The sequence below is a fragment of the Arthrobacter sp. MW3 TE3886 genome (assembly GCF_041262145.1).
Classification (GTDB): Bacteria; Actinomycetota; Actinomycetes; order Actinomycetales; family Micrococcaceae; genus Arthrobacter.
In genome coordinates, this window is record NZ_JBGCAN010000001.1 from 1,701,687 (window position 1) to 1,717,085 (window position 15,399).

Sequence of the window (15,399 nt, forward strand, 5' to 3'; positions counted from 1 at the left end):
GCGGGCAAACAGGGCGATAGTGTATCCATATGACTGTTTTTGCTGTGGAGTACGTGTACGACGCCGAATCATCCGAGGTCCGCGATGCCAGCCGCCCGGCACACCGCGAATGGACGGCGGGACTTGCCCGCGAGGGCGCCCTGCTGGCCAGCGGCCCCTACGGCGACGGCGCAGGCGCGCTGCTCATCTTCAAGGCGGCCGATGAGGCGGCCTTGAATGACCTTCTGCGGCAGGACCCTTTCGCAGCCGCCGGTGCCATTTCGGGCACCCGCACCACCGTGTGGGCGCCGCTGACCGGTCTTCTGGCCGGGCACGCCTAGCCCGTCCCGCCCGCACCTTCGCAACTTCGAATTCTACAAGGGAGTCCATGTGACCTCGGTCAGCCTGGGAATGCCGTCAGCACCGCCCCCCGTCCTAGCCCCCCGCCGGAAGACGCGCCAGATCAAGGTGGGATCAGTGGGCGTCGGCTCCGATTCGCCCATCAGCGTCCAGTCCATGACCACGACGCCGACGACCGACATCAACGCCACCCTGCAGCAGATCGCGGAACTCACGGCCTCCGGCTGCGACATCGTGCGCGTCGCCTGCCCGTCCGCCGACGACGCCGAGGCGCTGCCGATCATCGCCAGGAAGTCCCAGATCCCGGTGATCGCGGACATCCACTTCCAGCCGAAGTACGTCTTCGCCGCGATCGAGGCCGGCTGTGCCGCCGTGCGCGTGAACCCGGGCAACATCCGCAAGTTCGATGACCAGGTCAAGGAGATCGCCCGGGCCGCAAAGGACCACGGCACCTCCATCCGGATCGGCGTCAACGCCGGATCCCTGGAGCCGGGCATCATGAAGAAATACGGCAAGGCCACCCCGGAGGCCCTCGTGGAATCCGCCGTCTGGGAGGCCTCGCTCTTCGAAGAGCACGGTTTCCACGACTTCAAGATCTCCGTCAAGCACAACGACCCGGTCATCATGGTTGCTGCCTACGAGATGCTGGCTGAAAAGGGCGACTGGCCCCTGCACCTCGGCGTCACCGAGGCCGGACCGGCCTTCCAGGGCACCATCAAGTCCGCCACGGCGTTTGGCGCCCTGCTCTCCCGCGGGATCGGCGACACCATCCGCGTCTCCCTCTCGGCGCCGCCGGTCGAGGAAATCAAGGTGGGCAACCAGATCCTGCAGTCGCTCAACCTGCGCCCCCGCAAGCTGGAAATCGTCTCCTGCCCGTCCTGCGGCCGCGCCCAGGTGGACGTCTACACGCTCGCCGAGCAGGTCACCGCTGGCCTGGAAGGCATGGAGGTGCCGCTGCGCGTGGCAGTCATGGGCTGCGTGGTCAATGGTCCCGGCGAGGCCCGCGAGGCCGATCTCGGCGTTGCCTCCGGCAACGGCAAGGGCCAGATCTTTGTCAGGGGCGAAGTCATCAAAACTGTCCCGGAGGATCAGATTGTTGAGACACTGATCGAAGAAGCCATGCGTATCGCGGAAGAGATGGGGGACGGCGATGGCGAAGATGCTGTCAAGGGTAGCCCCGTGGTTAGCGTCTCGTAGGGACGACGCCGCTCCCGGCGTCGTCGTCCGGGTCCTTGGCGGCGCGGACACCGGACAACTGCTGGCGCTGGCGCACCGGGACGCCGTCGCCAACGTCTTCATCCTCTCGCACCTGGAAGCCGCCGGCACGGCGTCTCCCACGGCCGGGGGCGCCAGCATTCTCGGCGTGTTCGACGGCGGCACCCTCCTCGGTGCCTGCTGGGCCGGCGCCAACCTGGTGCCGATCGAGCTGGCGCCCGAGCTCGCCGGCCTCATTGCCATGGCCGCGCACCGCTCCGGGCGCCGCTACGCCTCGATCTTTGGCCCCGCCGAAACTGTCCTGGCCGTCTACGCGGCACTGGAGCAGCTCGGCCAGACCGCCCACGAGGTCCGGGACCACCAGCCCCTGCTGACGATCTCGGGCCCGCCCGCTGTCCGGCCCGAACCCGCACTCGGCTTCGGCCAGCTGGCCGACTTCGACAAGATCCTGCCCGCCTGCGCCGCGATGTTCGAGGAAGAGGTGGGCTATTCGCCCTACCTTGGCGGCAGGGAGTATTACAGCCGGCGCGTCAAGAGCCTCATCCGCCAGGGCCATTCCCTGGTGCACGTGAACGCCGCCGGCGAAGTGGTCTTCAAGGCCGAACTCGGCGCCGTCACGCCGGAAGTGACCCAGGTCCAGGGCGTCTGGATGAATCCCGAGTTCCGCGGACTGGGACTGAGCGCGGGCTACATGGCCGCCGTCGTCGTCCTCGCCCAGACCCTCGCTCCGGTGACCAGCCTGTACGTCAACGGGTTCAACGCCAAGGCGCGCGCCACCTACGATCGGGTGGGCTTTCGCCAGGTGGGCACGTTCGCTACAGTGCTCTTCTAGCGGGCAAATGCCGGCTGCCGGTCTAGTTTTTTGGGGGAAACATGAAGACATCAGTGCTGCGCATTTTCGGGGCCTCGGCGCTCCTTGCCTGGGGCGCCGTGGGATTGGCCGCATGTGGCACCCCAACCGGCTCGCCGGACACAGCCAAGAGTGCCCAAGCCCAGGCCGCAACCACGGTTCCCGGCGCGACCACGACGCCTACGCCCACCCAGACGCAAGCCAAGGCTTACACGAGCGTTGAACTGACGGCCCTCGTGGCACAGTTGAAGGATGCCCAGGGCAAGCCGCTCACGGTGATGCCGCTTGCCGACCTCAAGAAGTCGGTCGAACAGGCAAAGTCCTTGCTGGCATCGATCTCGGTGGAACCCGCGGAGTGCGCAGCTTTGGCCCTTGGCGGTCAGGCGGCCTCGACCGAGGGCACAGCGGTCGCGGCGGGGGTGGCCCAAGATGCCGCGACGGGAGCTTCCACGGGTGTCTCTCTGGCGTTCCGGGCTGACGCCAAGCTCCTCGAGAAGGGACTCGCCCAGGGCGAGGACTTCAAAAAGTGCTCAGCCCTTTCATTCACGACCAATGGCACCAAAGTGGACCTCAAACTGACGAAGCTGGCCGGATTGGGCTCAACGCCGGGCACCGTTGCGTACCGGACAGACACCGCCCTGCCGGGCGGCCGGAAGCAGTCCGCGATCACCGGACAGGTGATCCAGGGCGGCGTTCTCATCACTGTCAGCGCGGTGGGTGGCGGCAGCGAGGCCGATGCCATCTCCCGGGCCGGAAAATTACTGGATCAGGCCGCCGCGCTCGTCGGGAAGTAGCCCGATTGCCGCCGCGCAGAGGACACGCAACGACATGCCGAAAATATCCGGTTGCAGACTATTGATTCCGGACACCATGTCACATAGGTTCTACCTAGCCGTGTCGCACAGGCGCGCACATCCTGCTGTCTATACCTCGGTATAAATTCCGGGGAAGGCGACGCCTGGAGGCGACACCAAGTAGCTCGCAGCCTGAGATCTGGGGGTGCTGGGGCCACGGGAGCCACGCCATGACGGGATGACCAGCCGGAAACGGCCAGGGGCTTCCATCAGTTATGGCGTGGCTCTTCCATGTGCTGCGCATCGCCCGCGCCTTACCGCAGCGGGGCCGCGACAGGGCCGGCGCGGCAAAGGCGTGCCCTCTGGACGGTAGATTAGTACCTAGATGCTTTTCTTAGGCTTTGCCCGCACTTCCCCAGAAACGGATACCCCACCTGTGGTCCTTCGACTCTCCAAGCTGTTCCTGCGCACCCTGCGCGAAGATCCCGCCGACGCCGAGGTGGCCAGCCACCGGCTTCTGGTCCGCGCCGGCTACATCCGGCGGGCCGCGCCCGGCATCTACACCTGGCTGCCGCTGGGGCTGAGTGTGCTGCGCAAGGTGGAGCAGGTCATCCGCGAGGAAATGACCGCCATCGGCGCCCAGGAAGTCCACTTCCCGGCGCTGCTGCCCAAGGAACCCTACGAGGCCACGAACCGCTGGACCGAATACGGCGAGGGCATCTTCCGGCTCAAGGACCGCAAGGGCAACGACTACCTGCTGGCCCCCACGCACGAGGAAATGTTCACCCTGCTGGTCAAGGACCTGTACTCCTCGTACAAGGACCTGCCGCTGAGCATCTACCAGATCCAGAACAAGTACCGCGACGAGGCGCGACCCCGCGCGGGCCTGCTGCGCGGCCGCGAATTCATCATGAAGGATTCCTACTCCTTCGACGTCGACGACGCCGGCCTGGACGACAGCTACGCCGCCCACCGCGGCGCGTACCTGAAGATCTTCGAACGCCTCGGCCTTGAAGTGATTCCGGTTGCTGCCACCGCCGGCGCCATGGGCGGGTCCAAGAGCGAGGAATTCCTGCACCCCACCGAGATCGGTGAGGACACCTTCGTGCGCTCGGCCGGCGGCTACGCCGCCAACGTCGAGGCCGTCACCACCGTGGTCCCCGCGGACATCGACTTCAGCAACGCCCCGGCCGCCGAAGTCCGGGACACCCCGGACACCCCCACCATCGAAACCCTCGTCGACGCCGCCAACGTCCTGGTTCCGCGCACAGAAGCCGACGGCGGTCCCTGGACCGCGGCCGACACGCTCAAGAACGTCGTCCTCGCCGTGACGCTGCCGACCGGCGAACGCCAGATCGTCGTCATCGGCCTCCCCGGCGACCGCGGCGTCGACCTCAAGCGCGTCGAAGCGAACATCGGGTCCTTCCTGCCGATTGCGGGCGAGATCACGCTGGAAGCCGCCAATGAGGACGACCTCAAGAAGCAGCCCCTGATCGTCAAGGGCTACCTCGGCCCCGGCATGTCCCTGGACGCGCCGCTGCTGGGCAGCGAGGGCGCCGCGAAGCTGCTCTACCTCGTGGATCCCCGCGTCGTCAGCGGCTCCGCCTGGGTCACCGGCGCCAATGAGGCCGGCAAGCACGTCTTCGGCCTCGTCGCCGGACGCGACTTCGGCTGGGACGGTGTCATTGAGTGCACCGAGGTGCGCGCCGGCGACGAGGCTCCCGACGGTTCCGGTCCCCTCGAAACCGCCCGCGGCATCGAAATGGGCCACATCTTCCAGCTGGGCCGGAAGTACGCCGCTGCCCTGGACCTGAAGGTCCTGGACCAGAATGGCAAGCAGGTGGTGGTGACCATGGGCTCCTACGGCGTCGGCGTCACCCGTGCCGTGGCCGCCCTGGCCGAGTCCAACCATGACGACAAGGGCCTGGTCTGGCCGCGCGCCGTCGCCCCGGCCGACGTCCACGTTGTGGCCGTGGGCCGCGGCGAGGAAATCTTCGCCGCCGCCGAAAAACTGTCCCTGGAGCTCGAGGCTGCCGGCCTGGACGTCATCTATGACGACCGCCCCAAGGTTTCCCCCGGCGTGAAGTTCGGCGACGCCGAACTCGTCGGCGTCCCCACCATCCTCGCCGTCGGGCGCGGACTCGTGGACGGCGTCGTGGAGATCAAGGACCGCCGCAGCGGCAATGCCGAGAATGTAGCCGTTGACAAGGCTGTTGACTTTTGTGTCAACGCCGTGCGCAACAGCTGATGCCGCGCCGTCCCGGCCGAACTAGGTAATGGTCTCCGGACTCGAGTCGATCCAGCTCGGAACTGTCATCCTGATCGTCGTGGCCGGCCTGGCGGCGGGCTGGGTCGACGCCGTCGTCGGTGGCGGCGGGCTCATCCAGCTGCCGGCCATGCTTCTGGTGCCGGGCATCAGCCCGGTCCAGGCGCTGGCGACCAACAAGATGGGCTCCATCTTCGGAACCAGTACGAGCGCGGCCACGTACTACCGCCGCGTCCGGCCCGATCTGCGCACCGCCCTGCCCACGGCCGCCATCGCGTTGGCGGGCAGCTACGGCGGGGCGGCGCTGGCCGCCAACCTGCCGGCCAGCGTGTTCAAGCCGATCATCGTGGTGGCCCTGATCGCCGTCGCGCTTTTCACCGCCTTCCAGCCCGGCATCGGTCAGCTGACCAAACTGCGCCACGCGGGGCACCGGCACTATGTGGTGGCCTGCCTGATCGGCGGGGTGATCGGCTTCTATGACGGACTGATCGGTCCCGGCACCGGTTCGTTCCTGATCATCGCCCTCGTCTCGGCCATGGGCTACGCCTTCCTGGAGGCCAGCGCCAAGGCCAAGATCGTGAACGTGGCCACCAACGCCGGTGCCCTGCTGTTCTTCGTGCCGCACGGCGCCGTGCTGTGGGGGCTCGGGCTGCTGCTGGGCATGGCGAACATGGCCGGCGGCTACCTCGGTGCCCGGACCGCGGTCCGGCAGGGGAGCAGGTTCATCCGGATCGTGTTCCTGGTGGTGGTGGGCGCGCTGATCATCAAGCTCGGCTCCGACGTCTGGCAGGACAACCTGTCCTAAGCCGCCTGATCCCGCAGCACCCGCACGGGACTCCCGGTCCGCTGGTGGCGGGCGTAGCATGCAGCTATGTCGGCAAGTGAGGAACGCTACCGGGATGCCCTCGAGGCCGCGGCCGGGCACGCACGCCGGTGGCTCGAGAGCCAGGGAACACGCCGGATCGGGCCGCGGGCCACGGCGGCCGGGCTCGCGGCCGACTTCGGCGGCCCGCTGCCCCAAACGGGGATGCCGGCCGCGGAGGTGGTGGACTATCTCGCGGCCAAGGCCGAACCCGGGCTAATGGCCATGCCGTCCGGGCGGTTCTTCGGATGGGTCATCGGCGGCACACTGCCGGCCGCCCTGGCGGCGGACTGGCTGCTCAGCGCCTGGGACCAAAATACGGGGCTGCGCTTCGCCACGCCCGCCACCGCCGCGATCGAGGAAGCCGCCGGCAAATGGATCCTTGAGCTGCTGGGTCTTCCCAAGGAGTCCGACGTCGGCTTTGCCACCGGCGCCACCATGGCCAACTTCACCGGACTCGCCGCCGCCCGCTGGCGGCTCATGGCCGATGCCGGCTGGGACCTCGACGGCGACGGGCCTCGCCGGCGCGCCCCGGATCCGCTGCTTCGTGGGCCAGGAGCGCCACGAAACCATAGACCTCGGCCTGCGCTATCTGGGCCTCGGGCATCCCACCGTGGTGCCCTCCGACCGCCAGGGGCGCATCATCCCGGCCGAGCTGGACTGTGCCCTGGACCTTGCGCTCAGCACGGGGGAGGGCGGGCGCCCCGCCCCGGCCCTCGTGTGCCTGCAGGCCGGCAACCTCCATTCGGGTGCCTTCGACCCCTTCGCCGAGGCCATCGCCGTCGCGAAGGCGCACGGCGCCTGGGTGCACGTGGACGGGGCGTTCGGGCTCTGGGCGGCCGCGGTGCCCGAACTGTCCGCCCTGACCGCGGGACTCGGCCTGGCCGATTCATGGGGAACGGACGCGCACAAGACCCTCAATGTCCCCTACGACTGCGGGATCGTGATCGTGCGCGACGCCCAGGCGCTGCGCTCGGCGATGGGGCTGCACGCCAGCTACCTGATCCAGGCCGCGGACGGGGCCGGGGACCCGTCCGAGCGAGTGCCCGAACTCTCCCGCCGGGCACGCGGCGTGCCGGTGTGGGCGGCGCTGAAATCCCTGGGCCGCGACGGCGTCGCCGGCCAGGTCCGCACGCTCGTGCACCGGGCCACGCAGCTGGCCGAACAGCTCGCGGCGCTGGACGGCGTCGAGGTGCTCAACGACGTCGACTACACCCAGGTGTCCCTGGCGTTCGGCGACGACGCCGTGACCCGCGCCGTGACGGAGACGATCATGGGCGACGGCCGGGTCTGGATGTCCGGGTCACGCTGGCAGGACCGCGACATCCTGCGGATCTCGGTGAGCAACTGGAGCACGGACGACGCCGATGTCAGCGTCGCCGTCGACGCCGTCCGCGACGCCTTGGCGGCCGTGCGGGGCTGACTGCGGGGGTTGTCCGGTTACGCGTGTGCGGAGATGCGGACCGCGGTCACCTTGTATTCAGGGCACCCCGTTACCTCGTCCTCCACGGCGGAGGTGAGGCTGTTGACTGTTGCGCCGGGGAAGTGGAAGCCCGCGAACACCTGGCCGGGTTCCACATCGTCCGTGATCCTGAGCCGCAGGACCGCCATGCCATGCCGGCTGTCCAGCCGGACAGTATCGCCGTCTTTCAGTCCCAGCGCCGCCGCGTCCCCGGGCTCGACGTCGATCGTTTCATCGGTGAGCAGGACCAGGTTGTCGGTCCGGCGGGTCATGCTGCCGGAGTTGTAATGCTCCGCCCGGCGCCCGGTGACGAGCAGGTACGGATACGCCGCGTCGCACTGCTCGCCCGGCGGCAGGTACGGACGCGCGGCCAGGTGTGCCAGGCCGTCCGGGGTGGCGAACCGGTCCTGATAGAGCCGTGGTGTTCCGGGCGAACCGGCGGACCCGCACGGCCAATGCAGCGGGCCGTCCCGGTCCAGGCGTGCGTGGGATATTCCGCCGAACAGCGGCGCCAGGCTGGCGCACTCCGCCATGGCCTCCTCCGGTGTGGGGCATCCAAGGTCCACCCCCATGCCGGCCGCGACGGCGTGCAGCACCGCGAAGTCCGTGCGGACGCCGGCCGGGGGCGCCACGGCGGCCCTGACCCGCTGGAAGCGCCGGTCGAAATTGACGAACGTGCCGTCCTTCTCAAGCCAAGCGGCCACGGGAAAGACGACGTCCGCTGCGGCGGCCGTGGGGGAGAGGAACAGATCGTTGCAGATCACCAGCGGACAGGCTTCCAGGGCCGCCCGCACCGAAGCGCTGTCAGGATCGGTGGCGAGCACGTCCTCCCCGATCACCCACAGCGCCTGCAACGCCCCGTCCCGGGCGGCCGCGAACATCTGCGGGATCCGAAGCCCTGGCCGCGGCGGAACATCGGCCTGCCAGGCCTCGGCGCAGCGGGTCCGCGCTGCCGGGTCCATGACCTTCTGGTAGCCGGGCAGCAGGTCGGGCAGAGCCCCCATGTCAGACGCACCCTGGACGTTGTTTTGCCCGCGCAGCGGGTTCACCCCGCCCCCGTCACCCGGCCCCACAGCGCCACGGAGGAGTGCCAGGTTGGACAGGGTCCGGACACCGTCCGTGCCGTGCCGGTGTTCGGTCACGCCGAGTCCGTAGAAGATTGCCGGGACCAGCGCCTGCCCGTACATCACGGCGGCGCGCACGAGGTCGCGCGCCGGGATACCGGAGATTTCGGCCACGCGTTCCGGCGGGTAATCCTCGAGCAATCCGAGCAACTCGTCGTAGCCGCTGGTGTGGGTTTCAAGGAAGGCGGTGTCCACGAGCCCCTCGCGGACCAGGAGGTGGGCCAGGCCGTTGAACACGGCCACGTTGGTTCCCGGCCGGGGCCGCAGGTGGACGTCGGCGTGCCGGGCCAGGAACGTGCGCCGGGGATCCACCACCACCAGGCGGGCGCCGTCCATGACCCGCTGGAAGATCCGTGAACCGACGACGGGGTGCGCCGCCGTCGGATTCGCGCCAACCAGGAGGATCACGTCGCACCGGTCGAGGTCATCGAATGCATTCGTGCCGCCGCCCAGGCCAAACGTGGCGGCCAGGCCCGCCGCCGAGGGGGCGTGACAGAGCCTGGCGCAGTTGTCCACGTTGTTTGTCCCCATGACTGCCCGGGCGAATTTCTGGGCCAGATAGTTCTCCTCGTTGGTGGCCCGGGCCGAGGAAATGACGGCGAATCCGCCCGGGTCCGTGTCCCGGATCCCGGCAAGCCTGGCGGCCACGTAACCCGTGGCGGCCTCCCACGACGCGGGCGCCAGGGTTCCGTTCCTGCGGATCAGCGGGGTTGTCAGACGCTCTGCTGAACCCAGGAACCCGTGGGCGAACCGTCCCTTGACACACGCGTGGCCGCGATTCACTGAGCCCTCACCGGCGGGCCGGACGGTCATGATCACGTTGTCACGGGTGGAGACCTCCAGGCTGCAGCCGACGCCACAGTACCCGCAGGTGGTCCGGGTCTGCCGTTCTATCGGCAGCATGTTGAGCAGCCCGGGCTCGGACAGGGCGCCGGTGGGACACGTATCCACGCACGCCCCGCACGAGACACAGTCGGACTCCGCCCAGGGACCACCGGTGCCCGGCGCCACCACCGTGCCGGCTCCGCGGCCCGTGAGGGTCAGGGCGAACGTGCCCTGGATCTCCGCGCAGGCGCGGACACACCGCCCGCAGGCAATACAGAGATCGCGGTCAAGCTTGACGTACGGGTGGGAGTGGTCAAGTCCGCGCTCCGGCGGCGTGACGGCACCAGACGGGGCAGTCACCCCATAGTCGGCGCATTGCCGGGCCAGTTCGCTGCGGTCGGCCGGGACATCCAGCGCCCGCGTCGGCAGCCCCGCGACGATGGCCCGCAGGGCATCCCGCCGCAACGCCCGGGACGCCTCGACGGCGACGCGCAAGCCGTTCTCCGCCGGGGTGCTGCAGGCGGCGGCCGGGCCCCGGCCGGTGACGTCGACCAGGCACGTCCGGCACGAGGCCACGGTGGTGAGCCGGTCATCGTGGCACAACGTCGGGAGGGCCAGGCCGGCCGCCCGCACAGCATCGAGCAGCGTGGCGCCGGCCGCGACCTCGACCAGCCGGCCGTCGACAACGAGTCTCACGACGGCCATCCGTCCAGGCCGTAGACGCGGGCGAGGCTTAGCACCGCGGCCGGCACCCGGCGGCCGAAAGCGCACAGGCTGCCCGCCGCCATCGTGCGCAGCACCTCGCCGCGTTCCCGGCGGATATCCGGCCCGTCAGGCCGCTCCGACAGGGCCCGGCCGCGCCATGTCCCCACCCGGCACGGCGAGCACTGCCCGCAGCTCTCCGCCGCCGCAAAGTCCCACAGGTTCCGCAGCACTTGCTCGCCCGAAAGCCTGTCATCGAAGGCGACGATCCCTGCATGGCCGAGGGCCGCTCCCCGGCCGGTCAGGGCGACATCACTCAGGGGCACGTCCAGGTCGGCGGGGCCGAGGAAGCCGCCCAGGGGGCCGCCGATTTGCAGTGCACGCATCGCTGCCCCGTCCCGAAGCCCGCCGCCGAGATCTTCGACGATCCGCCGTACCGGCGTGCCGATCTCCACCTCGTAGGCGCCGGGCCGGAGAAACCGTTCGGACAGGCAGGCGATTACCGTGCCGGCCTCGTCCGCGGTCCCCATCGCCGCGTATGCGGCTCCGCCGTGCTGCATTATCCACGGCACCGCACTGAGTGTTTCCACGTTGTTGACTACGGTGGGCCGTCCGTGGAGCCCCCGTGCGGTGGGAAACGGCGGGCGGGGCCGCACGACGCCGCGCAGGCCTTCGAGCCCGTTCAACAGGGCCGTTTCCTCGCCGGAGACATACGAGCCCGCGCCAACAGCTACGTGGATCTCCAGGCTGAATCCGCTGCCTCCCGCGTCCGGGCCGAGGTGCCCGGCAGCGCGTGCCTCAAGCAGCGCTTCCTGCAGGCGGGCGACGGCGCGGGGATACTCTGAGCGGACAAACACGACGCCGGTTTCCGCGCGGACAGCGAAGCATGCCAGGGCGAGGCCTTCGAGCACACGGTGCGGGTCCTGTTCCATGAGCAAGCGGTCCGCAAAGGAACCGGGGTCGCCCTCATCACCGTTGGCCACCACCACCCGCGGTGCAGGGTGGTCCAGTGCGGCCCGCCATTTGGCGGCGACGCGGAAGCCGGCTCCGCCCCGCCCCTTCAGCCGGGCGGATTCGACCTGGCTGAGGACATCTGCAGGTGTTCCTGCGGCGACGACGCCGGGCCAGGCCGACCATGGCGTCGAGGCTCCCAGCAGTCCGGCGGTCACCACGGGGAGCGCACTGTCGCAGGACACCGGGATGGGCGGAGCCTTCCGCGGTGACGACCCCTGCAATTGGGCCGCCAGGTCGGCCCCTGCACACGCGTCCTCGCCGTCGAGGGCTGCCGGTCCGCCGAAGCAGTAGCCCAGGCAGCGCACTTCCTGGAGCGATACGGCGCCGTCCGCGCTTCGGCTTCCCGCCTCCACGCCCAGTGCCGCTTCCACTTCCGCCATGTGCCTGCCGCCGGACGCCGCGAAGCAGGCGGCTGCACCGCAGGCCCTTATGTGCCGGGTTCCGCGCGGCGCGGAGAAGTCGGCGAAAAACGATGCCGGTCCCTCGGCCGCTGCGGCGGGCAAGCCGATCGCACGGGCGATCTCGGCCGGGGAGGCAACGGAGCCGCGGAGCAGATTCTTGATGTCCACGATGGGCCGCTCGAAGCGGGCGGCATACCGGAGGAAAGGATCGTCATTGTCCCGACCCTCGTGCCCAGCAGGTTCGGCGGCTGAGCGCCCGCCACGGGGTTCGTGCATGTGTCCAGCCTTCTCCCCGGCACCCCCGGTCGGGGAAGAGCCAAAAGTCCCCGGATCGCCAAGTGCTGAAGGAGCCGGCTGCGGCTAGCGCTGGTCCGCCGCCCAGTGGGCGATGTCCTGGCCCGGATCGGGCAGCTCCTGCGGGGCGGGCAGGCCGGGAAGCGTCCGGCCCGCCAGCGTGCTCGCCACCCACAGCGATCGGGCCAGATCGCCGTCATGGTGGCGCTGCGAGGCATACCAGAGGGCGTTCTCCACCTCGCGCGCCAGGCTCCACTGCCGGGCGGCCTCGGCGTCGAGACCGGCTGCGGCACTGAAATCCCTGCACCGCGCGAGCAGGGCCCGCCCGGGATCCTGCTGCGGCAGTTCCCGGAGCCTGTTCCACAGCACCGGGGCCACCGCGAACTCCGCCTCCCCGATCATGGGCTGGGGATCAATTGCGGCGTACTCCAGCGGCGCCGGTGTTTCCTTCCGGGTTCCCGGGTCCGGCACGCCGGGACGGGCCAGGACGTTCAGGTAGTGCAGGTCCGCGTGGACCAGGACGTCCTTGCCGGACCGCCGGCCCACGGCACCGCGGGTCTGGCAGACCTCCAGCGCCGCCTCGAGCAACCATCGCGGGAACGGCCGCCCCAGTTGCTCCCACGCCTCAGGGAATTCATCGCTCCACCGCTCGGCCTGTGCCGCCACGTGGTCGATTTCCAGCCACTCCGGCCGGCCGTCCGGGACCACGCTGAGCTGGCGGACCACGCCGCCCCACACCGTCACCGCTGTGTCCAGCGGGACATCCAGGAGGGAGCGGCAGGCGTCCAGGCGCTCCAGGAGCAGGGCGCAGGAACCGGCATCGGCGGCCAGCAGCCTGACGGCGCCATGGCCTCCCCACAGGGTGAGGGCATGGTGTTCGCGGGTGGCCTCCTCGTGCGGAAACGCCAGCTTCAGCACCGCTGCGTCGCCCTTGCGGGGGGACCCGTCCCCGTCCCGGCGCCGCACGGGGATGACGACGCCGCCGTGACCGTTCCAGGGAAGGGCGCCCGGTTCCAGGTCCGGCTCCAGGTCCCACTGATCGAGAAACTGTCCGATCAGGCCAGGAAGTGACGCCAGCCAGGCGCGTCCCGCAGGGGTCCGGGCGTAGCGGCGGGAGAGATCATGCGGGATGGGGACGTCTGGGATCGGGCTCACGGGACCTATCGTAGGTCCCCGAACAGATGCCGCCGCGTTGGCGGGCTCCTGGTGGGCCGCGGGAGCCGTTAGACGATGCCGCTCGCGCCGAGGGCGCTGCCGATCGCGAATGTGGCCACCAGCGCCGCGGCGCCGCCAATCACCACGCGGATGGCTGCCTTGAGCTTTGAGCCGCCGCCAATCCACGCGCCCACGGCCCCGGTGGCCGCCAAGGCCACGAGCACGGCCACGAACGTCAGGGGGATCCTGATGTTTTCCGGCGGCAGCAGGATGGCCAGCATGGGCAGGATCGCGCCGATGAGGAACGCGAGGGCGGAGGCGAACGCCGCGTGCCATGGACTCACGATGTCGGTCTCGTCAATGTTGAGTTCGGCAGAGAGGTGGGCGCCGAGGGCATCGTGGGCCGTTAGTTCCTTGGCCACCGTCCGTGCTGTCGCGGGGCTGAGGCCCTTGCCCTGGTAGATCGCCGCGAGTTCCTCGAGCTCTTCCTCCGGCTGTTCCTGCAGTTCGCGGCGTTCCTTCTCGATCAGGGCATGCTGGCTGTCCTTCTGGCTGCTGACGGAGACGTATTCACCGAGCGACATCGAGATCGCGCCGCCCACCACCCCCGCGGCGCCCGCAAGCAGGATTGCCCCGGTGTCGGTGGTGGCGCCCGCGACGCCGACGACGATCGCGGCGACGGAGACGATGCCGTCGTTGGCCCCCAGGACGCCCGCGCGGAGCCAGTTGAGGCGGTGCGCGAGGTCGTTGTGGTGGGGCTCGTTCTCATGAAGGGTTGCGGGGCCGGTCGTGTCCATGCCTACAGCAAACCACCCGGGCCGGGGCCCCGCCAGTATTCCAAGGCTTACCAAAATTAGCCGAGGCTTTCTCCGGCGTTCAGCCTGCGGGCTGCGACGGCGTTTCGGCGGCCGGCTGCGTTGGCGTCGACGCCCTGTCCAGGCCCGGCAGGGCGCCGGGATCCGCACCCCACCGCACCGCCCGCTTCGCGGACCCGAACAGGGCCGCAATGGCCCACTGCCGGGTCCCGCCCTCGCTCAGCGCCACGAGGTCGCCATAGACCGGCAGCGCGGCGGCTTCGAGGTCGGCGAGGCCGTCGGCGGGGGAGGCCAGGAAGGACGGGCCCAGCGCGTAGCCCGCCTCGCGTGGCGGCACCGCGGAACAGTGCAGCCGGCTAAGGGATTCCGCGCCGTCGAGGAGTGCGTCGTGGCGGGCGAGTTCCTCGGCCGCGGATTTCGCCGCGTCGCCGCCCAGCCGGGTCAGCGCCACCTGATAGCCGTAGATGGTCTGCGCTTCGGTCCGGACAGCCGCCGCCAGGGCACCGCTGAGGCTGGCCGCGGCCGCAGACGGCTCTGCTGCGGACTCCCCAGCGGCTGGCACCGCCGGGGACGCGGACGGCGACGGGCAGGTGCCGGACAGCTGTGGCGGGGTCACGTCGGCCGCCGGGGCCTCGGTTCCGGTTTCGGCGGCGAGGGCGGACGTCTGCAGCAGCTGCGCGGTGCCGACGGCGGCCAGCAGCCGTGCCATGCCGCCGTCGGCTTTGGCAGCGTCCGCGAGGCGCTGGCGGCCACTGTCCGCCAGAGCCAACACCAGCCCGGCGGCGGTCGCCGGCCGGGGTGCGGCGGAGGAGGTTGCCGGGGACGTTGCCGGGGACGTTGCCCCGCCGGAGGCGGACGCTGCGCTGGCCGCGTCTGCAGGACTTTCGCCCGGCGCCAGCAGCGCTTGCGCCTGAAGTGTCAGCAAGGTCACAGTCCGCTCGACGGCGGGATTCCCGGCGGCGGCGGAACGGGCATCCGCGCTCTCCGCCGAGTTGTCTTTGGAGCCGTTCCGGGCCGCGGTGCCAAGCTGGCTGCTGGCGTCCAGCAGTTGCCGGGTTTCGGCCAATGCGGCGGCGCGCGCCTGGTCGGAAAAGGGCGGCTCCGCAGGTTCCGGCGGCCTGGCCGGCGTCAGGACCACCCCCAGGCTCACCACCACCAGGGCGAGGCACGCCATCAGCACGTAGCGGGGGAGCGACCGGGGAAAGTGATCCTGCCATCGCTTTTCCCTGGTGTCGTCTTTCACAACAGACCATGTTGTCATGCCGGCCCGGAACTGCGTGC

General features: G+C 69.9%; 11 protein-coding genes and 1 pseudogene. 7 read left to right on the forward strand and 5 right to left on the reverse strand.

Features of this window, described 5'->3' with window-relative positions; genetic code table 11:
- Positions 1-29: 29 nt before the first annotated feature.
- From ABH915_RS07705 to ABH915_RS07735, 7 genes and pseudogenes are all read left to right on the forward strand, one after another.
- Positions 30-320 carry a YciI family protein gene (locus tag ABH915_RS07705; protein ID WP_018774516.1) on the forward strand — a complete coding sequence of 97 codons (291 nt, stop codon included), beginning with the start codon at positions 30-32 and terminating at the stop codon, positions 318-320.
- 49 nt (positions 321-369) lie between these two features.
- A complete protein-coding gene (ispG, locus tag ABH915_RS07710; RefSeq protein WP_026266621.1) occupies positions 370-1,536 on the forward strand; it encodes a flavodoxin-dependent (E)-4-hydroxy-3-methylbut-2-enyl-diphosphate synthase in 1,167 nt (388 codons plus the stop codon).
- Positions 1,499-2,386, forward strand: a complete 888-nt coding sequence (locus ABH915_RS07715; protein WP_026266620.1) for a GNAT family N-acetyltransferase — start codon at positions 1,499-1,501, stop codon at positions 2,384-2,386. Before ispG ends, ABH915_RS07715 begins: the two co-directional genes overlap by 38 nt.
- 41 nt (positions 2,387-2,427) lie before the next feature.
- Positions 2,428-3,198 carry a hypothetical protein gene (locus tag ABH915_RS07720; RefSeq protein WP_370119595.1) on the forward strand — a complete coding sequence of 257 codons (771 nt, stop codon included), beginning with the start codon at positions 2,428-2,430 and terminating at the stop codon, positions 3,196-3,198.
- 436 nt (positions 3,199-3,634) lie between these two features.
- On the forward strand, positions 3,635-5,446 hold the full coding sequence (locus ABH915_RS07725) for a proline--tRNA ligase (RefSeq protein ID WP_370119598.1): 1,812 nt from the start codon (positions 3,635-3,637) through the stop codon (positions 5,444-5,446).
- A 28-nt stretch (positions 5,447-5,474) separates the two neighbouring features.
- Positions 5,475-6,269 (forward strand): sulfite exporter TauE/SafE family protein, encoded by a 795-nt coding sequence (locus ABH915_RS07730; protein WP_370119601.1) that lies wholly within the window; start codon positions 5,475-5,477, stop codon positions 6,267-6,269.
- 66 nt (positions 6,270-6,335) lie between these two features.
- Positions 6,336-7,749 (forward strand): annotated as a pseudogene (locus ABH915_RS07735) (aspartate aminotransferase family protein).
- 17 nt (positions 7,750-7,766) lie between these two features.
- Here ABH915_RS07735 and fdhF read toward each other — a convergent pair.
- From fdhF to ABH915_RS07760, 5 genes are all read right to left on the reverse strand, one after another.
- Positions 7,767-10,442 (reverse strand): formate dehydrogenase subunit alpha, encoded by a 2,676-nt coding sequence (fdhF, locus tag ABH915_RS07740; RefSeq protein WP_370119603.1) that lies wholly within the window; start codon positions 10,440-10,442, stop codon positions 7,767-7,769.
- Entirely contained in the window at positions 10,430-12,130 is a 1,701-nt protein-coding gene (locus ABH915_RS07745) for an NAD(P)H-dependent oxidoreductase subunit E (protein ID WP_370119606.1), read from the reverse strand. Before ABH915_RS07745 ends, fdhF begins: the two co-directional genes overlap by 13 nt.
- Positions 12,131-12,214: 84 nt before the next feature.
- Positions 12,215-13,303, reverse strand: coding sequence for an aminoglycoside phosphotransferase family protein (locus ABH915_RS07750; RefSeq protein ID WP_370119609.1), 1,089 nt, complete (start codon positions 13,301-13,303; stop codon positions 12,215-12,217).
- A 68-nt stretch (positions 13,304-13,371) separates the two neighbouring features.
- Complete coding sequence (locus ABH915_RS07755) at positions 13,372-14,100, reverse strand: VIT family protein (RefSeq protein ID WP_018774506.1); 729 nt, start codon at positions 14,098-14,100, stop codon at positions 13,372-13,374.
- 79 nt (positions 14,101-14,179) lie between these two features.
- Positions 14,180-15,361: a ferritin-like domain-containing protein gene (locus ABH915_RS07760; RefSeq protein WP_370119612.1), complete on the reverse strand. Its 1,182-nt coding sequence runs from the start codon at positions 15,359-15,361 to the stop codon at positions 14,180-14,182.
- Positions 15,362-15,399 lie beyond the last annotated feature (38 nt).